Genomic DNA, 26509 nt, shown 5'->3' on the forward strand with positions numbered 1-26509 from the left:
CGGTCACTGGTAGCCGCGGATCTCCCGGAAGACCTCTTCCAGTTCCATCTCCCGCGCGTCGAAGACCCGACCGCCGGTCTCCGACGACAATCGCTCCATCTGCGCCGCGTCGGCGTCGCCGAACAACACGGTGAACACCGGGGCCGCCGCCACGTGCGAGGGCGCCTCCGCCAACGAACCCAGCAGTTCGTCCAGGTCCCTGCCCTGGTTGACCTCACCGTCGGTCATCAACACCACCGACAGCAGGTGGGAGTCCTCACCGGCCTCCTCCAACAGGTCGTAGGCGCGTCCCACCGCGTCGTAGGCCGCCGTCTCACCGTCGGCCTCCAGCGCGGCGACCTCCTCGGCCAGCTCCGCGCGCACCCCTTCCGAACCGTCCGGTTCCAGGACGAAGGTGAGCGGCTCCCCCGGTTCGTCGGAGAACGGCAACAGCGTGACCTCCTCCCGTTCCTGGAAGGTCTGACCACGCGAGGACAACGGGCCCTCGTCCGTGCCGGTCAACGCGGTCAGCGACGTACGCAGGTCGTCGATCCGCTCTCCGTCCATCGACCCGGACACGTCCAGCACGTACACGGTGCGCGCCGGGCGGCGCAGTTCGGCGAAGTACGCCGCCACCAGGTCGTCGACCACGTCCTGGCGGGCGGGGAACGGCAGCTCCACCACCGGTGGGAGGTCCCGGCCGGCGGCCTCGGCGGTGACCGGACGACGGAACGTGGTCTCGGCGATCTCGGTCTGGACCTCCTCCGAGGTCAGGTCGGCCACGACCCGCTCGTAGGCGTCCACCAGCTCCTGCGAGGCACCGGACAACAGGGTCAGCGGGTAGTCGGCGGTGACCACCCCGTCCTGCGGGTACACCAGGGCCAGGTCGTCCCCGGCCAGGTCGGAGCCGCGCGAGAGCAGTACCGACTCGTAGTTGAGCACCCCGTCCAGGGTGGGACCCTGCGCCCCGGCGTCGCCGGCCTGCCGCAGCACGAACTCGTCCATCAACCACCCGGAGGAACCGGCGGTGAGCCCCTGACCGGAGAAGAACGCCTCCAGACGGTCCTCGACGCCGGCCACGTCCTCGCTCTCCAGGGCCGCGCCGGTGTCCGCCATCGCCGAGGCCGCCCCGACCAGCGCGGAGAACCCGGAGTTGGACGCGGCCGGGCTGGACATCCCGTAGGTCAACCCCTCCCGTTCGACCGCGAGGGCGATGTCCTCCCAGGTCAGGTCGGGGACGGTCCCGTCCGTCACGGTCCAACCGAACGCCTCGGCCCGTGACTCCAGCACCCCCATCACCACGGGGGAGAGCATCATCGAGGTCTCGGTATGGATCGTGGAACGCCCCCCGTCGACCAGGTGCAGGTAGCGGTTGGAGGGGAACCACACCGCGTCGAACCCGTCGGCCCGACCCGCCGCGATCCGCTCGGTTCCGTCCAGGGTCCCGGAGTACTCCAGCTCCAGGCTCACCCCGGTGCGTTGCGCCGACGCCTCCAGCAGCGGCTCCATGTCGGCCAGTTCGCTGCCGGCCAGCACCCGCAGTGTCGCGTCCTCGGCCTCAGGCGCGCACGCGCCCGCGGTCAGCAGGGTCACCGCGACGGCCGCCGCCCCCCATGCCCTCCTCACGACCGACCACCCCCGGAACGGCTCGAAGCCGCTTCCTCCTCCACCGCGGGGCCGGCCCCGGTGTCCTCGTAGGCCGTCTCGACGCCGTTCAACAGGGCCTCCAGGGCATCGTGCGCGGGGGAGTGCACCACGTCACCGACACGTGGCCGCACGGGCAGCCCGTGTTCCTCCACCAGGTCGCCGAAGTGTTCGGTGTCGTCGGTGCGGTAACCGTGTTCGGTGATCAGTTCCCGCAGTTCGGGGTCCTTGGTCAGCAACCGTCCGACCTCGTCGCCGTTCTCGCCGAACGGGACGATCGTGTGGGTGGAGAACACCGTCGGCTCCGGGTACATCAGCACGGTGTCCTCCGGTAACGCGGGGCCGCGCACCGCCGCGTGCACGTACTGTGATTCGTAGGCCCACAGCAGCGGGGTGTGCCCCGGGCCCAGGTCTCGGAACTGTTCGAAGGGCTGCTGGGAGGACTCCGGTGGTTGCCCCTGGGACAGGAACAACCGGGACAGTGTCTCGACGAGCTCCTCGTCCTGCGCGCCGGGCGAGACGACCTCCTCGCCGTTGAGCAGGTAGGACAGCACCACCACGTGCATCGCGGCCGAGTTCGAGGTGCGCGGATCGGTGGTGCGGGCCAGGACCTCGTTGCGGTTGCCCGCGCTCACCGAGTCGCCCGGGAGGTCCCGCCAGCGGGTGCGCTCCTCGGTCAGCTCCAGGTAGGCGGACATGTCGAACGACCAGGCACCGTCCTCGGCCTCGCGCGCCACACCGAACTCCCGCAACGCCTCCGCCATGGGCGCGTAGGTCAGCATCACCATGGGGGTGCTGAAGGGGCGGTGCTCGGTGTCCACCCCGTGCAGTTCGCGCACGTGCTCGGAGGCGATGGTGGACCCGGGGGAGACGAAGTCGGACCGATCGGCCTCCTCGGCCATCAGCCGCGAGCCTCGCGGGCGAACCCGGACGTCGTACCCGAGTTCGGCGAACCGCTCCCGGACCCGCTCGTCCTCGAACAGGTCCACCTTCTCCGAACCCACGACCCCCTCGACCACCACCGGGGAACCCCCGAAGCGGTCGACCACCACGAATCCGAGCGTGGCGACCAGGATCACGACCAGGGCCCCGCCCACGAGAACGATCCACCTTCGGACACGGTCGGACCTGGACTGCGGATCCGGCAAGGGGGCCTCCCGGGGGAAGAGAAGGGACATCCCCAGCATGTCCGCCGGATCCGGCGGGGGACCGAATCCCAGGTGACACCGCGGTTGCGCCCGGACGAACCCGGAAGGTGTGGCCGGACCGCCTCGGGAGCGAACTAGGCTGAAAACCGTGGCAGGACGGATCAAAGACGAAGACATCGCACTCGTACGCGAGCGCACCCCCATCGCCGACGTCATCGGCGAGTACCTCCAGCTGCGCAACGCCGGAGGCGGTTCCCTCAAGGGACTGTGCCCCTTCCACGACGAGAAGTCGCCCTCCTTCAACGTCACCCCGTCGAAGAACCTCTACTACTGCTTCGGCTGTAACGAGGGCGGGGACGTCATCTCGTTCGTGCAGAAGATCGACAGCCTCAGCTTCGTTGAGGCGGTCGAGACGCTCGCTCGCCAGACCGGCATCACGCTGCGCTACGAGGAGGGTGGGCGCAGCACACCCAGGCGGGACGAGGGCAAACGCCAACGGTTGCTCGACGCGCACAAGGCCGCCGCGGACTTCTACGCCGAACAACTCCTGACCCCGGCCGCGGTGACCGCGAGACAGTTCCTCGACGAGCGCGGGTTCAACCGGGCGCACGCCGAACAGTTCGGGCTGGGTTTCGCCCCGGCGGGCTGGCAGAACCTCGTGGACCACCTGCGTCGGAAGGGTTTCACCGACGCCGAGGTCATCGAGGGCGGCCTGGCGAGCCAGGGGCGGCGAGGCGCCTACGACCGCTTCCGCAACCGGCTGCTGTGGCCGGTCCGTGAGGTCACCGGCGAGGTGGTCGGCTTCGGCGCGCGCAAGCTGGACCCGAGCGAGGACGGCCCCAAGTACCTCAACTCGCCCGAGAGCCCCATCTTCCACAAGGGGCGCCTTCTGTACGGGTTGGACCTGGCCAAACGGGAGATCTCCCGCAAGGGCGAGGCGGTCATCGTCGAGGGCTACACCGACGTCATGGCCTGTCACGAAGCCGGGGTGACCACCGCGGTCGCCACCTGCGGAACCTCCTTCGGTGAGGACCACCTCAAGATCCTGCGCCGCATGCTGTTGGGCCGCTCCAACCAGGGCGGCCGGGTCGTGTTCACCTTCGACGGGGACAAGGCCGGACAGAAGGCGGCCGTGCGCGCGTTCGCCGAGGAACACGGGTTCACCTCGGAGACCTTCGTGGCCGTCCAACCCGACGGTCTCGACCCCTGTGACCTGCGACTCCAGCAAGGCCCTCAGGCCGTGGCCGACCTGGTCGACGGCGCCAGCCCGCTGTACGAGTTCATGATCCGCACCATCGTCGAGGGCTATGACCTGACCAACGCCGAGGGCCGCATCGCCGCCTTGGACGCGGCCGCGCCCGTGGTCGCCAGCATCCGGGACGAGGGTGTGCGCCTAACCTACGGCAAGAACCTGGACCGCTGGCTCGGGCTGATGGACGAGGCCTTCGTGCTGCGCCGGGTCCGCCAGCACATGGGCCGAGGCCGTGGACGCGCCGCCGTCCCGGCCCCCGTCACGCCCACCCCGGACGCCCGGGAGGCCCCCTACGACCTGAGCGACCCGTCGGTGCAGCGCGAACGCCAGGCGCTCAAACTCGCGATCCAGCAACCGCACCTGGCCGTGGGCTTCGACGCGCTGGGGGAGGAGGACTTCACCGTCCCCCAGCACCAGGCGGTGCTACGGATCATCCGGGAGCGGGGCGGTGTGGCCGCCGCGGGAGACCCCCAGCACTGGCCGATCGTTCTGCGCGAGGCGGCGCCCAACGATCTCCAACGCGATTTCGTCACGCGCCTCGGTGTAGAGGAGATCAAGTTCTATGGAGAACTCGACGAACATTCCTCCCGAGTAATGCTGAGCACAATCAAGACTCATTCCATCAATCGGCGCGAGGCAAACCTCAAATCCGAGTTGCACCGTATCGATCAGGCGGCTCAGCCGGAGGAGTTCAACCGGGTGTTCGCCGAACTCATGCGGCTCGGCCAGCAAAAACGCGCACTGCGAGAGTCGGGGATCGAGGGTATGTAGCACGGGGGTGACAATAATGGTTCTCCCTATTTCGCTAGTATTGTGGGCACAATGTACGGGTGGCTCCCACGGTTGTGTCCCAGGAAATACCCTCCATTCGTCAGGTCGTCCCACTTCTCCCCGACTCGGGTCGGGGAACGGTCAGTCGTGGGGAGGTCGCGGCCGCGCTGGAACGTCTGGACGCGCCACCCGACTCCCTTGACCGGACGATCTCCGACCTGTCCCGCGCCGGGGTGGACGTGGCCGAACCGGAGGAGGTGCCCATCGTCCTCGACCAGGGCCGCCGCTCCGGCTCGGACCTGGTCCGGATGTACCTGCGGGAGATCGGCCGGGTACCCCTGCTCACCGCGCGGGACGAGGTCGACCTGGCCAAGGCGATCGAGGCGGGGCTGTACGCCGGGCGCAGGGACCCCGAGGAGGACTTCTGCACGGCGGAGGAACTCGCCGAACTGATCGAGGAGGGTCGCCGGGCCAAACGGCGCCTCATCGAATCGAATCTGCGCCTGGTGGTGTCGATCGCCAAGCGCTACATGGGGCGCGGCCTGATGTTCCTGGACCTGATCCAGGAGGGCAACCTGGGGCTCATCCGCGCCGTGGAGAAGTTCGACTACGGCAAGGGCTTCAAGTTCTCCACCTACGCCACCTGGTGGATCCGCCAGGCCATCACCCGCGCCATCGCCGACCAGGCGCGCACCATCCGCATCCCCGTGCACATGGTGGAGACCATCAACAAGATCATCCGGGTCCAGCACCGGTTGCACCAGCAACTGGGCCGTGAACCCAGCCTCGCCGAGATCTCCGCCGCGGCGGGCTTCGGCGGGGAGCGCGTCCTGGAGATCCAGCGCATCGCCCGCGAACCGGTCTCCCTACAGGCCCCCATCGGCGAGGAGGAGTCCGACTTCGGCGACTTCATCGAGGACTCCGACGCCGTCATACCGGTGGAGGCGGCCGCCTTCAGCCTGCTCCAGGAGCGGTTGCGGGTGATCCTGGGCGACCTGTCCGAACGTGAACGCCGCATCATCCGACTGAGGTTCGGGCTGGTCGACGGTCGTCCACGCACCCTGGAGCAGGTCGGCCGGGAGTTCGGGGTGACCCGGGAACGCATCCGGCAGATCGAGGCCAAGACCCTCGCCAAACTCCGCCACCCCTCGCGGGCCGGCACCCTGAAGGACTTCCTGCGCGGCGGTTGATCGCCGTACAACGTCCGGGGGCCGCCCACGGTTCCCCAACGTCCCGGAACGGCCTCATGTGGCCGACATGGGACGAACCACCGCCCCCACCGGGCTCCTGCCCCTACGGTCGTGGTGTGAACGCCCTGCCGACACCCTCCAGGCCCCGACCGTCCCCCGGACGGCGTCCGCTGCTGGTGGTGGGAGCGGCCGTCGTCGCCGTCGTACTCATCGTGGGGACCATCGTGCTCCTGAACAAGCGGCCGCTCGAACGCATCGGCTACTTCGCCGACTGGAACGTGGCCAACCGCGGATTCACCATCGAACGGCTCAGGCAGAGCGGGGCCCCCGAACACCTGACGCGGCTGATGTGGGCCTTCGGCGACATCGACCCCGAGGGCCTGTGCCACATCCCCGAGGACGACCACGACCAGCCCTGGGAGCTGTACCAGCGTCGCTACGACGCCGACGAGAGCGTCAACGGGGAGGCCGACGAGTACGAGCAGGAACTGGCCGGCAGCCTCAACCAACTCCGGCAACTGCGCGCCCTGCGTCCTGACCTGGGCGCGAGCCTGTCCCTGGGCGGGTGGAACTGGTCGGTGCATTTCTCCACCGCCGCCCGCACCGAGGAGTCCCGAGAGGCCTTCGTGTCCTCCTGCCTCGATCTGTGGCTGCGCGGGAACCTGCCGGTGCGCGGGGACGAACCCCAGGGCGGGGACGGGGCCGCGGCGGGTGTCTTCGACGGCATCGACCTGGACTGGGAATGGCCGGGCGGCCAGGGCAACGCCTCCAATGTCGAACACCCCGACGACCCGGCCAACTTCACCCTCCTGCTGGCCGAGTTCCGCCGCCAGATGGACGAACTCTCCGCCGAGACCGGCCAGGAGTACGTCCTGTCGGCGTCCCTGCCCGGCGGGGCCTCCCACAGCGAGGCCTACGAAGCGGAGATCTTCGACCACGTCGACTTCGCCACCGTGCAGGGCTACGACTTCTCCGGTCCCTGGAGCGAGAGCACCGCCCACCACTCCAACCTCTACGTCCCCGACTACGACGACGAGGCCAACAGCGTCGACCAGGCCGTCCGCCGCTACCTGGACCTGGGCGCCGACCCCGGTCGGTTGGTGATGGGGGTTCCGGCGTTCGGGCGCGGCTGGCAGGGCGTGCCCGCGGACGAGGGTGGCCGCGGCCAGACCGCGCAGGGACCGGCGGACGACGACTACGACGGCCCGACCCGCGCGTTCGGCGAGCTGGAGGAGGCGGAGGGACGCCGCTTCCTCGACGAGGAGGCCGGCGCCTACTGGGTCTACGACGGCGACGAGTGGTGGACCTACGACAACCCCGACGTGATCGCCCTCAAGGGCGAGTACGTGCGGGAGGAGGGTCTGGCCGGGATGATGGTCTGGAACCTCGACATGGACACCGACGGTGACCTGGTGCGCGCCATGGACGAGTCTTTGGAATGATCCGCTCCGAGGCGGTGAACGGGTGGTCGCGCGGCGTGGTTGCCAGGACGACGTGCCTCACGCCACGCTGATCCCATGGCCGACCCGAGCAGCACCACCGCACGCCCCGATCTCGCCGCCCTGCGCAGGGACCTGGAGGACTCCGTCCAGGGGACCGTGGCCCTGGACGCGGGAACCCTCGCCCTGTACACCTCCGACGCCTCCAACTACCGCCGTGTCCCCCTGGCCGTGGTCATCCCCGAGACGGTCGAGGACTGCGTGGCCGCGGTCCGCGCCTGCGCCGCGCACGGGGTGCCGGTGATCCCGCGCGGGGGAGGCACCTCCATCGCCGGGAACGCCATCGGCACCGGCGTGGTCATCGACACCTCACGCCATCTGCGGCGCGTCGTCGAGGTCGACCCCGCCTCGCGCACCGCCACCGTCGAACCCGGGGTGATCCTCGACGACCTGCGGGCCGCGACCGCCGAACACGGCCTGACCTTCGCCCCCGACCCCTCCACGCACAGCCGCTGCACCATCGGCGGCATGGTCGGCAACAACGCCTGCGGCTCGCACTCGGTGGCCTGGGGCACCACGGCCGACAACATCGTCGCCCTGGACGTGCTGCTGTCCGACGGCACCCGGATGACCGTCGGCTCCGGGCACACCGCCGAGGAGTTCGCCGCTCTGGCCGAACGCCCCGGCCGTGAGGGCGAGATCCACGCCGCCCTGGCCCGCCTGGTGGAGACCCATCGCGCCGAACTGCGCACCGCCATGCCCGAGTTCCGCCGCCGCGTCTCCGGCTACGGACTGGACCGGCTGCTGCCGGAGAAGGGACGCGACGTGGCCGCGGCGCTGGTCGGCACCGAGGGCACCTGCGTGATGGTCCTGGGCGCCACCGTCCGCCTGGTGGAGTCACCGCCCGCCCGGGCCCTTGCCGTCCTGGGGTACGACGACGCGCCGTCGGCCGCCGACGCCGTTCCCGCCCTGCTGGAACACTCCCCGCTCACGGTGGAGGGCATCAACGACCGCATGGTCGCGGCCCTGGACCGGCAGGGATCGAGTTCCCGGGTTCCGTTGCCGTTGGGCGGGGCGTGGTTGCTGGTGGAGATCGCCGGGAAGGACCCCCGGGACGCGGCCGAGACCGCCGAGGCGATGATCGCCTCGTTGGAGGGCGACAGCCGACCCCGGGACGCGTCCGTGGTGGTCTCCTCCGTCCACCAGAAGGCGCTGTGGCGCATCCGGGAGGAGGGCGCCGGGCTCACCTCCCGCACCCCCACCGGCGCCGAGGCCTGGTCGGGATGGGAGGACGCCGCGGTGCCCCCGGAGAACCTGGGCGACTACCTGCGCGACTTCGACGCCCTCATGGCCCGGCACGAGCGCTACGGGCTGGTCTACGGGCACTTCGGTGACGGCTGCCTGCACGTGCGCATCGACTTCGAGCTCACCCACGAACGGGGACGGCGGGAATACCGGGCGTTCATGGAGGAGGCCGCCGAGATCGTCGTCCGCCACGGCGGATCCCTGTCCGGGGAACACGGTGACGGTCAGGCCCGTTCGGAGCTGCTCTCGCGCATGTACCCGCGCGGCGTCATCGACGCCTTCGCCGAGTTCCGGCGGATCTGGGATCCGCGGGGGCTGATGAATCCCGGCATCATCGTCGACCCGCTGCCCCTGGACGCCGACGTGCGCGTGGCCACCGACCTGCGTCCCGAACTGCCGCTGATCTCCCAGACCACGCTCGCCTACACCGAGGACGACGGGGACTTCGTCAAGGCGCTGCGCCGCTGCTCGGGCGTGGGCAAGTGTCGCAGGCAGAGCGGACCCGGGGTGATGTGCCCCAGCTACCAGGTCACCCAGGAGGAGAAGCACTCCACGCGCGGGCGCGCCCACCTGCTGTTCGAGATGGCCAACGGCGAGGTGATCACCGACGGGTGGCGGTCCGAGGAGGTGCGCGAGTCCCTGGACCTGTGCCTGTCCTGCAAGGGCTGTCTGAGCGACTGCCCGGTCAACGTGGACATGGCCTCCTACAAGGCCGAGTTCCTGCACCAGCACTACCGGGGCCGGGTACGGCCGGCCGCGCACTACTCGATGGGCTGGCTGCCGGTGCTGGCCCGTCTGGCGTCGCTGGCGCCGGCCGAGACCAACCGACTGGCGCGGCTACCGGGGGTGTCCTCCCTGGCGAAGAAGGCCGCCGGGGTGGCCGTCCAACGCGACCTCCCGGCGTTCGCGCGCACCACCTTCACCCGGGCCTTCAAACGGCGCCTGAACCGCGGGGAGGGACGCCAGGGCGGTCCCAAGGTGGTGTTGTGGCCGGACACCTTCGGGAACCTGCTCAACCCGGGGGTGCTGACGAGCGCGGTCCGGGTCCTGGAGGACGCCGGGTTCTCGGTGGTGCTGCCCAAGGGACAGGTGTGCTGCGGGCTGACCTGGGTGTCCACCGGACAGTTGGACGTGGCCAGGGCCGTGATGCGCCGGGCGGTGTCGGCCCTGGCGCCCCTGGTCTCCCAGGGGCTGCCGGTAGTGGGCCTGGAGCCCAGTTGCACGGCGGCGCTCAAGCACGACCTGGTGGAGCTGTTGCCGGGGGAGGAGAGCCGCCGGGTGGCGAACGCGGTGCACACCTTCGCGGGCTTCCTCAACGAGTACGCCCCGGACTGGACCCCGCCGCGGGTGGACGCCTCGGCGTTGGCGCAGGTGCACTGCCACCAACACGCGGTGGTCGGGTTCGACGCCGACCGGGAGCTCATCGCCCGCGCCGGCATCGACGGCGAGGTCCTGGACTCGGGCTGCTGCGGCCTGGCCGGCGACTTCGGGTTCACCGAGGGGCACTACGAGGTCTCCAGCGCCATCGGTGAACGCGAACTCCTACCGCGCGTGCGCGAGGCCGAGCGGGACACCCTGGTGCTGGCCGACGGGTACAGCTGCCGCACCCAGATCGAACAGGGGACCGGCCGCCGGGCCCTGCACCTGGCAGAGGTCCTCGCCCGGGCGCTCGGTGAGTCGAACTAGACGCCCATCTGCTCGCGGATCAGGGCCAGGGCCCGGGAGACGGCGTCGGAGAGACGCGGGTCGTTCGGGTCCAGGCCCTCGCCCAGGTGCACCCGCCAGTCGATCTCGTCGCCGAGTGGGGCGCGCCTGGCGACCAGACGGAAACCCTCGGTGGAGTCGGGGGAGGGGAACGGGACGAAGCGGTTGACCAGGATGCTGGAGGTGACCCGCTCGGCGACGGTCTCGGCCATCCGTCGGTAGTCGACGACGCCGCCGGTCAGCTCGGTGCGCAACCGTACGGTGCGCTCACCGTGTCCCTCCTCGATGAACCTCAGCTCCTCGGGGCCCCACTTGGCCTGATCGATGTCCTGCCAACGGACGGCGTGGCCGTCGGGCAGGTACAGGGAGCGGGTGGAGGCCACCAGAACCGGTGGCCGTTCCTCGGGAGAGGGCCCGGCCCCGGCCGGAGCGGCGACGGGCGCGTGCGCGAGCACACGTTCGCCGCGCTCCAACCGGGAACGGATCTGGGCGGGTACGTCGTCCCGTCCGAACCACGCCATGTTCACAGGTCCCGGTCGGGTCCGGTGCGGGGCTCGGGCGCGGTCCCGTTGACGGTGCCGGCCTCCCAATCGAGCAGTTCGGACTCTTCCTCGGTGGGGCGGGACAGGAAGTCCCGCACGGAGGTGATGGGCATCTTGTCCACGGCCTTGTCGTAGACGGCGCGGCCGGCGTTGCTCGCCTGCGCGCCGACGAGCCCGGCGACCTCCTGCACGAGCGGACTGTCGGCCACCTTGCGCGCGGTGCGGGTGAGCTGCTCGTAGCGGGCCCTGCCCGCCTTGGCGCCCAGGACGTAGCCGATGGCCAGTCCGGCGACGAATGTGATCCGGTAGCGCATGGGTCCCTCTTTACAGCCTTGGTGACGGTCGGAGTGGTCCGTGCCCGACGTTACCGCCTCGTGGTTCCCACCACACGGGCCGACACCGGTCACGAGCACTCCGGGAGCGCGCTAGTCTAGTGATGTCGCCGAGGCCCACAGGGCCCCGGGAAAAGGCGCGATCCCGCGTAGCTCAATCGGCAGAGCAGCCGGCTGTTAACCGGCAGGTTACTGGTTCGAGTCCAGTCGCGGGAGCTGTGGACAAGGGGTTCGCGTCCCTTTCACGGGAGCGTTGGGCTTGTACCCGAACGCGATCCCGCGTAGCTCAATCGGCAGAGCAGCCGGCTGTTAACCGGCAGGTTACTGGTTCGAGTCCAGTCGCGGGAGCGGTGAGCGAGGCCCGTCGGAGGAATCCGGCGGGCCTTCGTCGTGCGCGGGGTGGAGGCGAACAGACGCGGCCCCCGCCCGCTGCCGGTCCTCCAGGGCTCCAACGCGGGTACGGGGATGTCGCGGTCAGATGCGGCCCATACCGCCGATGATCAGTCGACGGTTGCGGTGCGGCATCTGGTAGCTGCCCGGGACCGGGGGAGCCACCGGCATGGTGCGCCATTTCTGGGCTTGGAGCAGGCCGGGCGGAACCGATTCCCACCCGTCGAAGAACGCGGTGATCTGCTCCTCGGTGCGCCAGTGGCCGTGACCGAGTCGCTGTAGGAACAGTTGTTCCAGTTGTTCGGCGCGACGTGCGTCCTTGGGGTGCCGCACGGGGTCGGGGCGGCAGTAGTGGCTGAGGACCATGTGGCTGCCGGGGGCGAGGGCGTCGCGCAGGGTGGCGATGTTGCGGGCGGCGTCCTCCGTGTTCGGGGTATGCGAGACGGCACCGGTGAGCAGGAGGCCGACCGGTCGTTCCAGGTTCAGGAAGCGGCTGCTCTCGGGGTCGTGCAGCAGCCGCGCGGGGTTCTCCAGGCCGGCGGGCACGGCGGTGGTCGTGCGGCCGTCGCGGGTCAGGGCGCGGTGGTGGGTGAGGACGATCGGGTCGGATGTGGCGTAGACGACGCGGGCCTCGGGAGAGACCTCCTGAGCGATCTGGTGAGGATCACCCGGCGCCGGCAGACCCGCCCCCACGTGGAGGAACTGGGTGATTCCCAGATCGGTGGCCATGTGCCGGACGGCGCGCTGCTGGAAGGCGCGTTCCCCCAGAACGAGGTCGACGAAGCCGGGCGCGACCTGGTCGGCCTGGGCGGCGAACTCCCGGTCCACCTCGAAGTGGTCCTTACCCTTGAGGTGGAAGGAGTGCAGCCGGCTGATGGCGGCCCTGGTCAGGTTGACGGGCGGCGGGGGTTTCGCCCGGACGTGATTTTCCCCCGCCTGCCTCAGGAAATCGGGGGAGGTGAAACGAGACATCGCCGTCCTCTTGTTCTGAGGTGGGGAAGTGTGGTCGACTCCCAGGATTGTATTCGGAGTTCGCCTGGTTGTTAACCGAGTCCAGGATACATGTGGTAAAAAACGTCGCCCGAGGTCGACCTCGAAGAGGCTGGTCCTGTGGGTAAGGTTCGGCCTGGGGTCCCTTGTGTTTTTATGCCTAATGTCCATTATGCGAGGAACGGGCTCGGGGAGTGTGCGCGGGGAGCGCGGGCCACCGTGGGGATCCGAGGTGCCGAGCGCCCCGGGCACTCGGTCGCGAACGGCCTCCAGCGGTCGACCATGGGAGTCGATGGAGGTAAGGGGCATGGTGAAAATACTCCGCCACCCTAAAGGAATGGTCCCGCTCAATTAGCGGAACCGTCCACTGCCAGCGAGAATCCACTACCGAAGAGCCCGACCGTATTCGTTCGACGTGGTTCCGAATCCCTCATGAAATGTACGACGCCGGGAAGGGAACGCGCCGTGCCGGTGCACTCGCCCGGCTCCGCTCCGGGTCCGGCTAGCCTGAGCGCATGGACCGTCCCTACACCATCCTGAGCTGCGCGATGTCGGTCGACGGGCGCATCGACGACAGTGGACCCGAACGACTTCGGCTGTCCAACGAGGCCGACTTCGCCGAGATCGACGAACTGCGCGCCGGATGCGACGCCATCCTCGTCGGCGCCGGCACCCTGCGGGCCGACAACCCGCGTCTCCTGGTCCGCTCGCCGGTGCTGCGCGAGCGCCGCCGCGAGCAGGGACGCACGGAGAACCTCCTCAAGGCCGTGGTCACCCGCGGTGGAGACCTCGACCCCAAGGCCCGGTTCTTCGCCACCGGTGACGCCGGCGCCGTGGTGTACACCGGGGGAGCGGGCGTGCGCACCGCCACCCGACTGCTCTCGGAGCGGCCCGAGACCCACCCGCCCGTGGACGTCGTCGACGCCGGTGACCCGCCCACCGTCGAGGGGATCCTCACCGACCTCGCCGATCGCGGGGTCGAACGTGTCCTGGTCGAGGGCGGCGGCCACATCCACACCCTCTTCCTCACCTCGGGGCTGGTCGACGAGTTGCGGCTGGCCGTCGCCCCGTTCTTCGTGGGGCAGGAGGACGCCCCGAGCTTCGTCCGGCCGGGCGCCTACCCCTACACCCCGCAAACGCCGATGCGTCTGGTGGAGGCCCGTGCCCTGGGCGAGGTCGCCGTCCTGCGCTACTGCCTCGCCCCGGAGGAAGGACGATGACCATGGCACACACGATGCGCGGACCCGCCCCCGCGGAGGGCGACGCCGATACCCACTGGCTGGAACACACGATCACGCTGTCCCGATCCTGCCCTCCGTCGGACACCGCCTACTCCGTGGGCGCCGTGATCGTCACCGCCGACGGCCTGGTCCTGGGCCAGGGGTACTCCCGCCGCGACGACCCCCACGACCACGCCGAGGAGGTCGCCCTGCGCGGCGTGGACCATCACGACCCCCGGCTGGCCACGGCCACGATCTACAGTTCCCTGGAACCGTGCAGCGCCCGCGCCTCCCGGCCCCGAGCCTGCAGCGCCCTGATCCTGGACACCCCGATCCCGCGGGTGGTGCTGGCCTGGCGCGAACCCGAGGTGTTCGTGGACTGCGACGGCGCCGAACGCCTGGCCGCGGCGGGCCGGGTCGTGGTGGAACGCCCCGACCTCGCCGCGCGGGTACGCGAGGTCAACGCGCACCTGCTCGATTGAACGCCTCGGTCACATCCGGTTCACGTCGGTGACGTGGACGACCGCCCGGCCCTCGGCGTCGGAGGCGGCCAGGTCGACCTCGGCGCTGATGCCCCAGTCGTGGTGCTCCTCGGGGTCGGCGAAGACCTGACGGATCCGCCACACGTCCTTCTCCTCCTCGATCTGGAGCATCTTCGGGCCGCGCGCGTCCGGGCCGATACCGATCTCGTCGTGCTCGGCGTAGTAGGCCTCCAAGGCCTCGGCCCACTCCTCGCCGTCCCATTCGTCGTCCTCGGACATCTTGCCGAGTTCGCCGTAGCGGCGGCGGGCGGCCAGCTCCACGCGGCGGAACATCTCGTTGCGCACCAGGACACGGAAGGCACGGGCGTTGGCGGTGACCGGGCGGACCTTCTCCTCGGCCTCCGCCTTGTCCTCGCCCTCGACCTCGTCCTCGGGGTTGGTGAGCTTCTCCCACTCGTCGAGGAGGCTGGAGTCGACCTGTCGGACCAGCTCGCCCAACCACTCGATGAGGTCGCGCAGTTCCTCGGTCTTGGCGTCGTCGGGCACCGTCTGGTTGAGGGCCTTGTAGGCGCCGGCCAGGTAGCGCAGGACCAGCCCTTCGGAGCGGGCCAGCTCGTAGTGGCCCACGTACTCCACGAAGTTCATCGCGCGCTCGTACATGTCGCGGGCGATCGTCTTGGGCCGCAGCGGGTGGTCGCCCACCCACGGGTGGCCTCGCCGGTACACGTCGTAGGCGTGTTCGAGGAGCTCTTCCAGCGGCTTGGGGTAGTCGACGTCCTCCAGCAGCTCCATGCGCTCCTCGTACTCGATGCCGTCCATCTTCATCTGCTGGACGGCCTCGCCACGGGCCTTGTTGAGCTGCGCGCCGAGGATCTGCCGTGGGTCGTCCAGGGTGGACTCCACGATGGTGAGCACGTCGAGCGGGTAGGTGGTCGACTCCACGTCGAGCAGGTCCAGCGCCGCCAACGCGAACGTCGACAGCGGCTGGTTCAGCGCGAAGTCGGCCTGCAGGTCGACGGTGAGTCGGGCGGTGCGCCCCTGCTCGTCGGGTTCGGGCAGGGTTTCCACGATGCCGCCGTCCAACAGCGAACGGTAGATCGCGATGGCCTCGCCGATGTGCTTGCGCTGGGCCTTGCGGTCGTCGTGGTTCTCGGTGAGCAGGTGCTTCATCGCCGCGAAGCAGTTCCCGGGGCGGGCGATGATGCTCAACAGCATCGCGTTGCTCACCCGGAACCGGGAGTTGAGGGGTTCGGGCTCGGCCTCGATGAGCTTGTGGAAGGTCGCGTCATCCCAGGCGACGAAGCCCTCCGGGGCCTTCTTGCGCACGACCTTGCGGCGCTTCTTGGAGTCGTCACCAGCCTTGGCCAGGGCCTTCTCGTTCTCGATGACGTGTTCGGGCGCCTGGGCGACGACGTTGCCGACGGTGTCGAACCCGGCACGGCCGGCGCGTCCGGCGATCTGGTGGAACTCGCGGGCCCGAAGCCTGCGCACCCGCACCCCGTCGTACTTGCTCAGCGCGGTGAACAGCACGGTGCGGATGGGCACGTTCACGCCCACCCCCAGGGTGTCGGTGCCGCAGATGACCTTGAGCAGTCCGGCCTGGGCCAACCGTTCCACCAGGCGTCGGTACTTGGGCAGCATCCCGGCGTGGTGGACGCCGATGCCGTGCCGCACGTACCGGGACAGGTTGCGACCGAACTTGGTGGTGAAGCGGAAGTTGCCGATCTCCTCGGCGATCCTCGCCTTCTCCTCCTTGGTGCACATGTTGATGCTGGTCAACGATTGCGCGCGTTCCACGGCCTGCGCCTGGGTGAAGTGCACGATGTACACGGGGGCGTCGCCGCTGCCCAGGAGTTCCTCAAGGGTCTCGTGCAGCGGGGTGACCCGATAGTCGTAGTAGAGGGGCACGGGGCGCTCGGCGGAGGAGACCACGGAGGTGGACCTGCCCGTGCGCTTCTCCAGGTCCTCCTCGAAGCGGCTGACGTCGCCGAGGGTGGCCGACATCAACACGAACTGGGTCTGCGGCATCTCCAACAGCGGCACCTGCCACGCCCACCCGCGATCGGGCTCGGCGTAGAAGTGGAACTCGTCCATGATGACGGTGTTGATGTCGGCGTTCTCGCCCTCGGCCAGGGCGATCTGGGCGAGGACCTCGGCCGTGCAGCACACGATGGGGGCATCCGCGTTGACGGAGGCGTCACCGGTCATCATGCCGACGTTCTCGGTGCCGAAGATCTCGCACAGGTCGAAGAACTTCTCCGACACGAGCGCTTTGATGGGCGCGGTGTAGAACGCGCACTCGTCCCGGGCCAGGGCGGCGAAGAGGGCACCGGTGGCGACCATGCTCTTGCCGGAACCGGTGGGGGTACTGAGGATGACGTTGGATCCGGAGACGACCTCGATCAAGGCCTCCTCCTGGTGCGGATAGAGGGTGAGACCCCGCTCCTCGGCCCACGAAGCGAAAGCCTCGAAGAGGGAATCGGGTTCAGGTTCGGCCGGAAGCACATCGATGAGACTCACGGTCTCTATACTGCCCGCTCTCGAACCCTCTTCGGGACAAAGGGGGAAGACGACGGCGGGCACCCCCTCATGGGAGGTGCCCGCCGTTCGTACTCGCGAAGGTCCTACTTGACCAGGCCGAGCTTGCGGACGGTGTCGCGCTCCTCGACGAGCTCCTGGACGGAGGCGTCGATGCGGCCGCGGGAGAACTCGTCGATCTCCAGGCCCTGAACGATCTCCCACGCGCCGTTCTTGGACACGACGGGGAAGGAGGAGATGATGCCCTCGGGCACACCGTAGGAGCCGTCGGACGGGATGGCCGCGGAGGTCCAGTCGCCCTCGGGGGTGCCGTTGACCCAGTCGTGGACGTGGTCGATGGCGGCGTTCGCGGCGGAGGCGGCGGAGGACGCTCCACGGGCCTCGATGATCGCGGCGCCGCGCTTGGCGACGGTCGGGATGAAGTCGTTCTCCAGCCACGACTGGTCGTTCACGGCCTGGGCGGCGTTGGAGCCGTTGACCTCGGCGTGGAACAGGTCCGGGTACTGGGTCGCGGAGTGGTTGCCCCAGATGGTGAGCTTCTTGATGTCGTTGATCGACACACCGAGCTTCTTGGCGAGCTGGGTGAGCGCGCGGTTGTGGTCCAGACGGGTCATCGCGGTGAAGCGCTCGGCGGGAACGTCCGGAGCGTGGTTCTGCGCGATGAGGGCGTTGGTGTTGGCGGGGTTGCCGACCACCAGGACGCGGACGTCGTCGGCGGCACCGGCGTTGATGGCCTCGCCCTGGGGCTTGAAGATGCCGCCGTTGGCCTCCAGGAGGTCACCGCGCTCCATGCCCTTGCCGCGGGGACGGGCGCCGACCAGCAGGCCGACGTTGGTGCCCTCGAAGGCCTTCTTGGCGTCGTCGAAGATGTCGATGCCCGCGAGCAGGGGGAAGGCGCAGTCGTCGAGCTCCATCGCGGTGCCCTCGGCGGCCTTGACCGCCTGGGGGATCTCAAGGAGACGCAGCTTCACCGGGGTGTCGGCGCCGAGCAGCTGACCGGAGGCGATCCGGAACAGCAGGGCGTAGCCGATCTGGCCGGCGGCGCCGGTGACGGTGACGTTGACGGGTGCTTTGGACATGCGTGAACTCTCCTGACGACGATGTGCGACCCGCGATGTTACCAACGGGTTCGAAGCGGTTCCGGCGCCGGGCCCAGGGGGTACGGCCTGGCGAGCACCGCACCAACCCACCCTAGACCGCCCGTCTCCCACGTCCGTGACCAAGGTCGGGTCAGTCGCCACGGGACGCATACCGGGTGGTCGTGCAACCTCTGCCGAGTAACGGATTCGGGCGCGGAAACGGCGGACGCATCCTGTTAGGATGACGTTTGCCAACGGCGGAGGGCCGGTAGCTCAGTTGGTTAGAGCAGGGGACTCATAATCCCTGGGTCGCGGGTTCGAGTCCTGCCCGGCCTACCCCTTCCTTGCATGCAAAAAGCGCCGCCAGCCTGCGGATACAGGCCAGCGGCGCTTTTCTCGTTATCCGAGTGACTACGGTCGACTACGGGTCGGTCCGGTCGGTTGCGGGGAATACACGTTGAAGTTCCTCGGGTCAGAAGTCCTCGAAGCCATCCGCCATCCTTCTCCGGGATTCGTGCTCACTGCCGTCCAGAATTCGGGCATAAATCCTAAGCAGGACATCGAGGCCGTGACCCGCCCATTCGGCCACTTGTCGGGGCGGGACGCCACTGTTCAACCAGGTGGACACACAGGCGCTACGCAGGTCGTACGGGCGCTTCGCCAGGGGAGAGGCCACCTCTTGGGCGGTGAGAGCCCTCACACGAGCCTTGCGCCACTGCTTGGAGTAGGTGCTTGTGGCGAGTTGGCGTCCCCTCTCCCCGAAGAAGACCAGGCCATCCGGCCCCTGGTGGGGGAGTTTCCGGTGTTCCCACAGGATGCGGCTCAGCTTGGGGGCGCACGGGACCGGCCGGGTCTCGTTCTCGGCCCGGCCCTTCGGAGGTCGCCTGTCCCGGTGCCGGCCACTGTCGGTCCACCGCCGGCCCACGTCCGGAGCCACCTCCTGGACGTTGATCTCTCCCCACCCCGAACTCAGAGGGAGCCAGTCGTCCTTCTCGGGAGCCCAGGCGTACTCGGGAAGGGTCAGGTCCGACCAACGAAGGTTCACTGCCTCCTCGGGACGTAGGGCGGCGAAGTACATCACCGCGAAGAATGGACGAAGAAGGTGACCGCTTCGTCCCTCCGACGACACGGCGTCCAACAGGCGCCGGGCCTGCTGCGGGTTGGGTACCGACCGCTTGTCCACCAGGTTGTTCACCTTCGGAGGCCGCCATTTGATGGCCCCGGTGGGGTTCCTGTGATGGCTCACCGGGTTCGCTTTGAGATGGCCCTGTTCGACTGCGAAGTCGAGGCAGTGCGAAAGGATGCGTTTGGCCTTCACCGCGGCCTTCGCCCCGAGCGGCCCACCACCATTGGCCGGCAACCTGCTGGTGATCCTCGTGAGGACCTCACGGGCCACCACGGGATCCTCCAGACGTTCCACCGGAAGGGTGTGTCGCGTCAGCCACGCCAGAGCGTCCTCGATCTCCGGGGGCCGCTCAGAGTGCCGGTGAACCTTGTTGAGAGCCCAGTTCCGCAGCGCCTCGCGGACAAGGTCCACGTCCGGCTGTCCGGCCGCTTGGTGGTCCATCAGGGACACGGAGGCATTGGCCAGATACTTCGCCCGGTCCTTCCGGTGCGAGGCCGAAGCGGTGGTCCAGTGCGTGTCCATGTAGCCCGTCACGAACTCGAACCACGAGGTCGCCTCGGGTTCCTCGTTCGCGGCCTCTTCCACCCAGGACACCGGCCGCCCCGTGGTGAGGCCGAACGCCTCACCACGGTTGGTGGCGGTGACCAGACGGGACCGGAAGGAGTCGGCCATGGCCGCGGTCGCGTGGGGTTCGCGGAACTCTCCGGTTCCCACACGCCAGCGGACGGTATGGGTGGTCTTCCGCTTGCCCTTGTAGACCTCGATCTTCTTCCAGATCCGAACGTCGAAGGTCGTGCCGTCCATCAGGAGAGGTCCTCCAACTCGGCCATGTACTGCTCGAACACCGACCGGCGGATTCGAAGCTGTCCGTTCGGGAGCTTGGCGCACTTGGGCGCCCGGCCCTTCGCCCGCCAGTCGTTGAAAGTCGACCTGGCGATTCCCAGCTCTTCGCAGAACTCGTCGACGGTCAACCAGTTCCGGGACCGTTGTGCCGGGACGCTGAGGATCTTGGTGCTCATGCGGGGATGACCTCCAGGTAGACACGGACGTGCTCGGGGTTGTGGCGGCTGGGGTAGGGCCGCGAGGGGTTGGCGGACGGCAACGCGGTGGTGATGGCGTCGACCACCTGGTCCACGACCTCGGGCGGTCCGATCACCCGGACCTTGGCCAGATCCAGGCGGGTTTTGCGCTGATCGGTCATGCTGAAGGTGCCTCTCCTTCGGTTGAGGTGCGGCCCCGGCGGGTGCTTGGCGGTACGAGCCGGGGCCGCTTTGTCGTGTGTGCGGTCAGGACCGGTGGCGGTGCGCGCAACCGGTGCACACCGTCGGGTGAGTGGTGGCCTCGAAACGGCGGAACGAGGCCTCGCAGGAAGTGCAAGTGCCGGCCTCGACCGGCCGGGGGCCACTTCCAGAGAGTCGGGGGAAGTCAGCCTCCGCAGGGTCCGTAGCCTCCAGGACCGCCGTTGAACTGGCGTTTCGCGCGGGGCCTGATGTGGAGTCTGCGGAGGCTGCTCGCGTAGCCTCCGCACCGCCACCGGCGGCCGGCTGACTCCAGGGAAGGGCGTCCTGCCCGGTCACCTCGATCGGGGCGGCCGTCTCTACCTGCGGAGGCTGTGCGTGGATCGCGTGCGCGGTGAAGGTGTAGAGCTGCCGGCGGTGCCGGTCCTGGGACCGGCTGGCCTTCTCCACGGTGATCCCGATGTCGCGCAACACCGGGGCGTCCCGCTTGAGCTGCCCGGAGGCGCGGGTGGCGTCGATGGGCCACGAACGCGGGCGCACCTCGGGAGCGGGGATCAGCGCCAGGAGCTCACTGATGGACCCGGTCCAGGTGACCTTCTCGTCGACGAAGTCGGCCACGGCGGAAGTGAAGGGCTTGGCGTCCAACAGATCCGAACTGGAGACCTGGGAGGCGGCCCGGTAGGTGGCCAGGGTGTCCCACCCCATGACGGTGTCCAGGGCACCGAGGATGCGGGCGAAGTCGGCCATGCGCGGCAGCTCCGCCAGGTGGGTGTGGGGCAGTTCGGCCAGGACCCGGCACAGCAGGTCCAACAGGGCGGCCCGAATCCCGGGGGCGGCCTGATCGAACGCCTTCTTGACCTCTGCGTCGGTGCGGCGTTGGTCGCCCTTGATGGGCAGGAACTCGGCGGTGAGCATCCGCTCGGACAGGTCCGAAGCCAGGGAGCCGGTGTCGATCGAGGTGAGCGCGATCAACCGTCGGAACGACAGCACGGACACGTCATCGTCGGAGTACAGGGCCCGGTCGACCAGGCCGTCACCGGTGACGGCCTTGCACAGGGTGTCCGACAACCACATGGGGATGGTGGACACGTTGTCCAGGCACACCGCCCAGGAGGCGGAAGCCACGGTCGCCCAGGTCTTGATGTCCTTGGGCAGGGACCGGAGCGGTGCCGGGGACGGGTCGACCAGGTTGATCAGCATGGCCAATGCCGTGCTCTTACCGGTGCCCTGTTCGCCCTTGGCGGCCAGGATCGGGTGGGGGATGTCGGGCATCATGGCGGCGACCAGCCACCCCACGATCAACCGGAACGCGGGTTCGTCCACGTTGAGCAGTCCGCGTAGGCCGGCCAACCCCTGGTCGGTGCGGCCCGCCGGTCCGGGGTCGGGCATCGGACTGGTCAGCTTGGTGCGGCGGAACAACACCGGGGAGTGCTCGGTGACATGCCAGCCGCGGGGGCCGGCCACCACGCACCGCCCGTCCTTGCTACCCAGGTCGATGACGACCTGGTCGCCGTCCTCGGTGCGGTGGGTGGCAAGGCGCAGATGGATGTCTTGGGGGTCCTGGTTCATGGCACGTCCCTCCAGAACGGAGATCGCGTCGGTCAACGCTGATTGAGAGGGCACCGATTGGTGCTCTTCGTAGTACCGACGGGCCAACTCGGCTCGAAGCCCGTCCTTGCGTAGGAGCGGGAACGCGATGTGGGGCCCACCACGGCGCACCGCGTAGGTGCGCCCGTCACCGCCGGCGACCACGTCGACTCGGCGGTCTGCCATCTCGATCAGCAGCGTGGCCTGGGAGGGCTTCTTCTCGTCGCTGTTCCCGCTCATCTATGCGGCCGTCCTTCCTGGTCTTGGTCGGTTGGTTCGGGTGCGGCGGGGCTCTCGTAGCCCCTTGGCGAGACCGGATCGGATGGTGGCCTCTATCTCTCGGGCCGAGTTGGGGTCACCGCCCGCGTTGGCCTCCAAGGCGGCGTTACGAAGAGCCGTGGTGATCCAGCCGGCCTCCAGGAGCCCTTCACGGGCGAGTTGTCCCAGGGACGCGGCGGCGATGTAGAGGTTCTCGTTGCGGGTACCGGGCTGAGCAGCCCGAACCTTGGCTAGCTCCCCGTTCACGGCGGCCCGCAGGTAGGCCACTCGGCGGCGGTCATCGGTGGTGATCGCGCTCAGCACATCCGGTACGGGCCCCGTCGACGGGGATGCGCTGGTGGTGGGCCGATCCGGGGAATCGTGCCTGCGAAGCAGGCTCCTTTGAATCCACCCCGGCAGAGCCGCTGGCCGGCCGTTGGCCTGAACCTCGTAGCGACCCGATCCGTCGGGCGCGGTGACGGGACAACCGGGGCCCACGACGTAGCCGCCGTGGGCTCGGGTGTCGATCAGCCATCCCAGGGAACCGCTGGTGTTGCCCAGTTTCTGGCCGGTGGGGTGGGTGAAGTACAGGTGCAGCCCGCCCTTACGGGTACGGACGGTGAAGGTGTCCAGCGGTAACGGCTGCCCGGCCTCTTCGGCCAGGAGCGCGAGGACGTCCGTCCCGTCGGTGACGCCGGGTCGGTTCCACGGCCGTGGCGGGTCCTGGTCGGGCTTGGCGACATCGAGGTCGACCACGACCAGTCCGGCCGGGCCGGTGGCGATGCCGTAGTTGGCTTCTGGCCACTGCTTCCACCAGGCGCGGATCCGATCGGGGTCGGTGGTGGCGGCCCGCTCCCACCCACGGACCAACGGAGGCTTCTTGGAAGCGGGGGTGAGGGGGAAGACGGGCCAGCCACGGCGGGCGGCGGCCAGGGCGTAGTCGAGCAACGCAAAGCGGTGGTGCATCTCTTACTCCTCCTGTCTATTTAGTGCAATAGATGGAAAGGTGACAGATGTGTCACTCAGGCGAGGGTTTTCTGTCCCTTGAGTCTTCTAGAACTCTTGCTGCCTTCAGTGGAAGCATTGATTGAAAACCGTGCCCCTGGACTGAGAAAGAAGGCTCACCTTGGTGAAATACGTTCCAGCAATCAAGGGAAAAATGGGAGAAATGGAAGCTCTTCGGGGCCTGTCTGGATTCGATTCCACTCTCCCCCTTGTGCAGGTAGTGGATGCCAAAGAGGGTGGGGCGCGAAGGCTGGGTGGTTACCTAACGAAACTCCCTACGGGAGTTTCTATTGCCCTGGATGGAGGACCTTCAAGGGGCGAAGCGCTTGTTGAGATCGAAGAAGCGCTCAGGAGCAAAGGAGAGTCAGAATCAGATGGTGAGGCTTGGAAAATATCGGTTGTGCCAGTAATTCGCCTGGGCGATGGTTGCGCTGAACTGGATATTTTTCAACGAATCAGTGAAAAATACCAGAGTGGATACCTATTGCGCCTAGGATCTGCGGAAGCTGACCCAGATATCGCTGAGGCTGAATCTCGAATTCCTCTGCTCTTGGGTACCCTAGATGCTGATTCCGAGGAGATCGATCTCGTCTTGGACTATGCCGAGATCGACTCTGAGCGAACCGTTGATCGCATCTCACGCAGCGCACAGGAGGCAGTGCAGTGGGCCGCAAGGCGCAACTGGAGAAGCGTCACCCTGTTGTGCGGTTCATTCCCCAGTACGATCAGCCATCTTGACTTCGATCAGGAGAACATCCTTCCGCGCTTTGAAGTGCAGCTCTGGCGAAACCTCGCCCTCGGCGAATCGAACGGGGTCGATCTTCACTATGGTGATTACGCCACCAACCACCCTGCCACTCAAACAGGACCGGCGTTCAGGGGGCCTTATCCCAACCTTCGGTATGCACGAGACGATGCGTGGATCGTCTACCGTAGGAAAGCCACAAAGGATGAGGGGAATAACGCCTTCTATGACATCTGCCAGGAAGTGATCGACAGCCCGGATTGGGAGGGGGAATCCTTCTCCTGGGCGGATCGGCAGATTGCCGCTGGCGCGCGCAAACGTGAGGGTTGGGGGAACGCCACAAAGTGGGTATCGTTAGGGATGGCCCGACACTTCGAAGTGGTCAAGCACCGCTTGGCCACTCTGGGCGCTCCCTAAGGCGACTTCTAACCACACATCGGAGTTCGTCCAATGGCATAGCCTGGGCAAGGTGCTGCCATACGATCCAGCGCCGCTTCTTCGATAGCCCTTTCGCTAAGCCGCGGCTTTTGAGCTCGGCCAGGGCCTCTTCGCGCCAGAGCAATTGTGCTAGGGCGAAGGAGTCCTGCCCTTTGTTTCGCCTACTGGCACGGACTCGCTCTGCGGAAACACCGTCTTGGCTGTGGTGTATGCGCAAGACCCCCCACCACAACGGCAACATTGCGACAGCGGCATCGATATAGCGATCGGTGGTCACGATCAACATCCGATCAAATACGCGCCCGTAGGCCGTGGCCTGATCAGCCAAACGGTCGAGCCTGTCGACGTCGCTCTTGATCTCATAGCCGACCATCTCCCCGTTGATCACAGCCAGATCCACTCGGCGTTCGCCAGCGCACAATCCTAACTCGTGCCGGATCAGCGTCTGGGGGTCATCGGCGTAACGGGCCTGCAGCTCGGTGGCCAGCACCTCGCGTATGTCAGCGTCTCGTAGCGGCTGCGACATGCCTTGGCCCATTCTCATCGGATCACAGATGCCTGCCATCCTTCCTCACTCGTTCTCCCTTCTTGGAGGCCCCCACCAAAATGTTGCAGAGTCGTCTTCCAAGGGAGGCGGGGCCGGACCTTCGTGGCGACAGTCCGACCCCTGGCGGGGCACAGGATCAGTGGCAGGCGCGTCGTCCAGGTCGGCTCCGACGGCGTCCAACTTCAAATCCCGCCCCGGGGCCCGTGCCCGAGGCGGATGCACAGGGTTCTCAGTGGTTGTTGTGCGGGTAGGAGGCGCCGGGGTCGCTGATGTCGTACCAGTCGCCGCACTGCGGGCAGGGGCGTTCGGCGACCTGGGTCGTGGTGTGCATAGGATGTGGTCCTCTCCGAGTGAGAGAGACGGCCCCACCCGCGCCTGCAAGCTGAGGGTGGGGCCGTCGTTGTGTGGTGGACCGGGCGGTCCCCCCGCCCGCCCCGTGAGGGGAGGGCAGAGCCAGCGCCCGGTGAGTCGCTGGAGGGTCACGTCGTTCAGTCGATGACGCGGCGTCGAGCTTCCGGGCCTCGGGTAGCGAGGACGTCGAGACCGGCACCGGTCGTGGTGATCACGGCGTCCACGACGGCGGCCGCGTTGGTGCTGTCGAGCCCCATCAGTGCGGTTTGCAGACACACCGGGGTGTTGTCCGCCAGGGAGAGCACGATGCGCAGGATGGCGACCTCTGAGGAGGAGGCGGGGAACTCGTTGCCGGCGAGACCGGCGGAGATCCGCTTCCAGTCGGGGACCGCGACGGGCCGGTCCGGGTCGAACAGTTCAGCCTCGGGGATGACGTCGATGCAGCGGACGAAGTCCGCCCGGTTCAGCCAGCGGTCGTGTTCGATGAGCAGTTCCACCGCGGCGCGGTCAGCGCAGGAGCCCTCCGCCCAGTTGCGCAGGCCGGTCTTGACGTCCGAGTGCTCGTACATGCCCAGTTCCCTTTCGTGTGGTTGGCCATGAGAAAGCCCCGGGCCGCAGGGGACCGGGGCGTGGTTGGGGTGTTAGTTCTGTACGGGCGGGGTGGCGGCCAGAGTCTCGATCGCGTCGAGGGCTTCGGCGTCCAGGTCGATGTGTCCGTCTTCGGCCATGTGGTGGCACCAGACCGGTTCCAGGCCGGGGCGCGCGGCGAACGCCGGGGCGGTGATGAGGCCGGCCGCGTAGTCGGCCGTCCTCTCCGCCAGGTGCTGGAGTTCGGGCAGTGACCACCATCCGGCGCGGCGTACCTCGCGCGGGGAGATGATCAGGTCCCCGGAAACGGTCGCCTCGAACCGGTGCCACCGGTGGCCGGTCGATCCGGGGCGCCGGCACCGGCCGGGGTGGAACCCACCGCCCGGCAGCGGCTTGAGGCCGGTGACCTCCAGGCCGATCTCCTCGAACACCTCAGCCCGAGCAGCCGCCTCGAACGTGGGGTGCTCGGTGGTGAGGTCTCCATGCCCGGACACGCAGGCGATGCCGGCCGGGGCGGTGTTGCGTTCGATCATCAGCAGCTCGGTGCGGTCCGTCGACCAGATGTAGATGCCGACCGAGGTGCCGTCGCACGGCTTCGTCATGATGGTGGTGCTCCTTTTG

General features: G+C 68.3%; 22 protein-coding genes and 3 tRNA genes. 10 read left to right on the plus strand and 15 right to left on the minus strand.

The annotated features are described in order from the left end of the window. Positions 1-3: 3 nt before the first annotated feature. Together ACWGSK_RS13055 and ACWGSK_RS13060 are read right to left on the minus strand one after the other, a co-directional pair. A complete protein-coding gene (locus tag ACWGSK_RS13055; RefSeq protein ID WP_452455899.1) occupies positions 4-1605 on the minus strand; it encodes a VWA domain-containing protein in 1602 nt (533 codons plus the stop codon). Continuing rightward, the gene (locus ACWGSK_RS13060; RefSeq protein ID WP_358514847.1) at positions 1602-2771 is read right to left on the minus strand and encodes a hypothetical protein; all 1170 of its coding nucleotides are present in this window, start codon (positions 2769-2771) and stop codon (positions 1602-1604) included. Before ACWGSK_RS13060 ends, ACWGSK_RS13055 begins: the two co-directional genes overlap by 4 nt. Before the next feature lie 148 nt (positions 2772-2919). Between ACWGSK_RS13060 and dnaG the strand changes: the two genes are divergently transcribed. The 4 genes from dnaG to ACWGSK_RS13080 all read left to right on the plus strand — a co-directional run bounded on the left by dnaG (position 2920) and on the right by ACWGSK_RS13080 (position 10414). Beyond that, positions 2920-4794 (plus strand): DNA primase, encoded by a 1875-nt coding sequence (gene dnaG, locus ACWGSK_RS13065; protein ID WP_358514850.1) that lies wholly within the window; start codon positions 2920-2922, stop codon positions 4792-4794. Positions 4795-4853: 59 nt separating this feature from the next. Then, on the plus strand, positions 4854-5984 hold the full coding sequence (rpoD, locus tag ACWGSK_RS13070) for an RNA polymerase sigma factor RpoD (RefSeq protein ID WP_452455900.1): 1131 nt from the start codon (positions 4854-4856) through the stop codon (positions 5982-5984). Positions 5985-6100: 116 nt separating this feature from the next. Beyond that, positions 6101-7426 (plus strand): glycoside hydrolase family 18 protein, encoded by a 1326-nt coding sequence (locus tag ACWGSK_RS13075; protein ID WP_358514856.1) that lies wholly within the window; start codon positions 6101-6103, stop codon positions 7424-7426. A 75-nt stretch (positions 7427-7501) separates the two neighbouring features. Then, a complete protein-coding gene (locus ACWGSK_RS13080; RefSeq protein ID WP_452455901.1) occupies positions 7502-10414 on the plus strand; it encodes an FAD-binding and (Fe-S)-binding domain-containing protein in 2913 nt (970 codons plus the stop codon). Here ACWGSK_RS13080 and ACWGSK_RS13085 read toward each other — a convergent pair. Next, complete coding sequence (locus ACWGSK_RS13085; RefSeq protein WP_452455902.1) at positions 10411-10953, minus strand: hypothetical protein; 543 nt, start codon at positions 10951-10953, stop codon at positions 10411-10413. The two genes, ACWGSK_RS13080 and ACWGSK_RS13085, sit on opposite strands and share 4 nt — an antisense overlap. 2 nt (positions 10954-10955) lie before the next feature. Next, positions 10956-11288: a hypothetical protein gene (locus ACWGSK_RS13090; RefSeq protein ID WP_358514864.1), complete on the minus strand. Its 333-nt coding sequence runs from the start codon at positions 11286-11288 to the stop codon at positions 10956-10958. A 161-nt stretch (positions 11289-11449) separates the two neighbouring features. Between ACWGSK_RS13090 and ACWGSK_RS13095 the strand changes: the two genes are divergently transcribed. Together ACWGSK_RS13095 and ACWGSK_RS13100 are read left to right on the plus strand one after the other, a co-directional pair. Then, positions 11450-11522 (plus strand) — tRNA-Asn (locus tag ACWGSK_RS13095). Between the two features lie 59 nt (positions 11523-11581). Further along, positions 11582-11654: transfer RNA gene (locus ACWGSK_RS13100), tRNA-Asn, on the plus strand. 126 nt (positions 11655-11780) lie between these two features. On the opposite strand, the gene ACWGSK_RS13105 is transcribed toward ACWGSK_RS13100, so the two are convergent. After that, a complete protein-coding gene (locus ACWGSK_RS13105) occupies positions 11781-12668 on the minus strand; it encodes an SAM-dependent methyltransferase (protein WP_452455903.1) in 888 nt (295 codons plus the stop codon). A 533-nt stretch (positions 12669-13201) separates the two neighbouring features. Between ACWGSK_RS13105 and ACWGSK_RS13110 the strand changes: the two genes are divergently transcribed. After that, entirely contained in the window at positions 13202-13906 is a 705-nt protein-coding gene (locus ACWGSK_RS13110; protein ID WP_452455904.1) for a RibD family protein, read from the plus strand. Continuing rightward, a complete protein-coding gene (locus ACWGSK_RS13115) occupies positions 13903-14388 on the plus strand; it encodes a cytidine/deoxycytidylate deaminase family protein (protein WP_358514873.1) in 486 nt (161 codons plus the stop codon). Before ACWGSK_RS13110 ends, ACWGSK_RS13115 begins: the two co-directional genes overlap by 4 nt. 9 nt (positions 14389-14397) lie before the next feature. On the opposite strand, the gene ACWGSK_RS13120 is transcribed toward ACWGSK_RS13115, so the two are convergent. Next, positions 14398-16893: a DEAD/DEAH box helicase gene (locus ACWGSK_RS13120; RefSeq protein ID WP_358514884.1), complete on the minus strand. Its 2496-nt coding sequence runs from the start codon at positions 16891-16893 to the stop codon at positions 14398-14400. A 119-nt stretch (positions 16894-17012) separates the two neighbouring features. Further along, positions 17013-18005 carry a malate dehydrogenase gene (locus tag ACWGSK_RS13125; protein WP_358514876.1) on the minus strand — a complete coding sequence of 331 codons (993 nt, stop codon included), beginning with the start codon at positions 18003-18005 and terminating at the stop codon, positions 17013-17015. A 262-nt stretch (positions 18006-18267) separates the two neighbouring features. On the opposite strand from ACWGSK_RS13125, the gene ACWGSK_RS13130 reads away from it, so the two are divergent. Continuing rightward, positions 18268-18341 (plus strand) — tRNA-Ile (locus tag ACWGSK_RS13130). Positions 18342-18477: 136 nt separating this feature from the next. Here ACWGSK_RS13130 and ACWGSK_RS13135 read toward each other — a convergent pair. The 5 genes from ACWGSK_RS13135 to ACWGSK_RS13155 form a co-directional block, all read right to left on the minus strand. Next, positions 18478-19935, minus strand: a complete 1458-nt coding sequence (locus ACWGSK_RS13135; RefSeq protein ID WP_452455905.1) for a site-specific integrase — start codon at positions 19933-19935, stop codon at positions 18478-18480. Beyond that, positions 19935-20150: a helix-turn-helix transcriptional regulator gene (locus ACWGSK_RS13140; protein ID WP_452455906.1), complete on the minus strand. Its 216-nt coding sequence runs from the start codon at positions 20148-20150 to the stop codon at positions 19935-19937. Before ACWGSK_RS13140 ends, ACWGSK_RS13135 begins: the two co-directional genes overlap by 1 nt. After that, a complete protein-coding gene (locus ACWGSK_RS13145; RefSeq protein ID WP_452455907.1) occupies positions 20147-20332 on the minus strand; it encodes a hypothetical protein in 186 nt (61 codons plus the stop codon). The genes ACWGSK_RS13140 and ACWGSK_RS13145 overlap by 4 nt, the downstream gene beginning before the upstream one ends. Before the next feature lie 85 nt (positions 20333-20417). Further along, on the minus strand, positions 20418-22196 hold the full coding sequence (locus ACWGSK_RS13150) for an ATP-binding protein (protein ID WP_452455908.1): 1779 nt from the start codon (positions 22194-22196) through the stop codon (positions 20418-20420). Beyond that, on the minus strand, positions 22197-23180 hold the full coding sequence (locus tag ACWGSK_RS13155) for a bifunctional DNA primase/polymerase (RefSeq protein ID WP_452455909.1): 984 nt from the start codon (positions 23178-23180) through the stop codon (positions 22197-22199). It lies immediately after the preceding gene. A gap of 163 nt (positions 23181-23343) precedes the next feature. Here ACWGSK_RS13155 and ACWGSK_RS13160 point away from each other — a divergent pair, with 163 nt between their 5' ends. Beyond that, positions 23344-24381, plus strand: coding sequence for a beta family protein (locus tag ACWGSK_RS13160; protein WP_452455962.1), 1038 nt, complete (start codon positions 23344-23346; stop codon positions 24379-24381). On the opposite strand, the gene ACWGSK_RS13165 is transcribed toward ACWGSK_RS13160, so the two are convergent. The 3 genes from ACWGSK_RS13165 to ACWGSK_RS13175 all read right to left on the minus strand — a co-directional run bounded on the left by ACWGSK_RS13165 (position 24347) and on the right by ACWGSK_RS13175 (position 26490). Further along, positions 24347-24892 carry a sce7726 family protein gene (locus tag ACWGSK_RS13165; protein WP_452455910.1) on the minus strand — a complete coding sequence of 182 codons (546 nt, stop codon included), beginning with the start codon at positions 24890-24892 and terminating at the stop codon, positions 24347-24349. The genes ACWGSK_RS13160 and ACWGSK_RS13165 overlap by 35 nt on opposite strands. A 545-nt stretch (positions 24893-25437) precedes the next feature. After that, entirely contained in the window at positions 25438-25869 is a 432-nt protein-coding gene (locus ACWGSK_RS13170) for a hypothetical protein (RefSeq protein WP_452455911.1), read from the minus strand. A 72-nt stretch (positions 25870-25941) separates the two neighbouring features. Further along, on the minus strand, positions 25942-26490 hold the full coding sequence (locus ACWGSK_RS13175) for an NUDIX hydrolase (protein WP_452455912.1): 549 nt from the start codon (positions 26488-26490) through the stop codon (positions 25942-25944). Positions 26491-26509: the final 19 nt, after the last annotated feature.

It is taken from the genome of Nocardiopsis sp. NPDC055551, from assembly GCF_053619415.1.

Excerpts from the sequence above, each read along its gene's own strand:
- ACWGSK_RS13080 (WP_452455901.1), top strand. The coding sequence starts at position 7,502 with ATGGCCGACCCGAGCAGCACCACCGCACGCCCCGATCTCGCCGCCCTG.
- ACWGSK_RS13085 (WP_452455902.1), bottom strand. The coding sequence starts at position 10,953 with ATGGCGTGGTTCGGACGGGACGACGTACCCGCCCAGATCCGTTCCCGG.
- ACWGSK_RS13090 (WP_358514864.1), bottom strand. The coding sequence starts at position 11,288 with ATGCGCTACCGGATCACATTCGTCGCCGGACTGGCCATCGGCTACGTC.
- ACWGSK_RS13105 (WP_452455903.1), bottom strand. The coding sequence starts at position 12,668 with ATGTCTCGTTTCACCTCCCCCGATTTCCTGAGGCAGGCGGGGGAAAAT.
- ACWGSK_RS13110 (WP_452455904.1), top strand. The coding sequence starts at position 13,202 with ATGGACCGTCCCTACACCATCCTGAGCTGCGCGATGTCGGTCGACGGG.
- ACWGSK_RS13115 (WP_358514873.1), top strand. The coding sequence starts at position 13,903 with ATGACCATGGCACACACGATGCGCGGACCCGCCCCCGCGGAGGGCGAC.
- ACWGSK_RS13125 (WP_358514876.1), bottom strand. The coding sequence starts at position 18,005 with ATGTCCAAAGCACCCGTCAACGTCACCGTCACCGGCGCCGCCGGCCAG.
- ACWGSK_RS13135 (WP_452455905.1), bottom strand. The coding sequence starts at position 19,935 with ATGGACGGCACGACCTTCGACGTTCGGATCTGGAAGAAGATCGAGGTC.
- ACWGSK_RS13140 (WP_452455906.1), bottom strand. The coding sequence starts at position 20,150 with ATGAGCACCAAGATCCTCAGCGTCCCGGCACAACGGTCCCGGAACTGG.
- ACWGSK_RS13145 (WP_452455907.1), bottom strand. The coding sequence starts at position 20,332 with ATGACCGATCAGCGCAAAACCCGCCTGGATCTGGCCAAGGTCCGGGTG.
- ACWGSK_RS13150 (WP_452455908.1), bottom strand. The coding sequence starts at position 22,196 with ATGAGCGGGAACAGCGACGAGAAGAAGCCCTCCCAGGCCACGCTGCTG.
- ACWGSK_RS13155 (WP_452455909.1), bottom strand. The coding sequence starts at position 23,180 with ATGCACCACCGCTTTGCGTTGCTCGACTACGCCCTGGCCGCCGCCCGC.
- ACWGSK_RS13170 (WP_452455911.1), bottom strand. The coding sequence starts at position 25,869 with ATGTACGAGCACTCGGACGTCAAGACCGGCCTGCGCAACTGGGCGGAG.
- ACWGSK_RS13175 (WP_452455912.1), bottom strand. The coding sequence starts at position 26,490 with ATGACGAAGCCGTGCGACGGCACCTCGGTCGGCATCTACATCTGGTCG.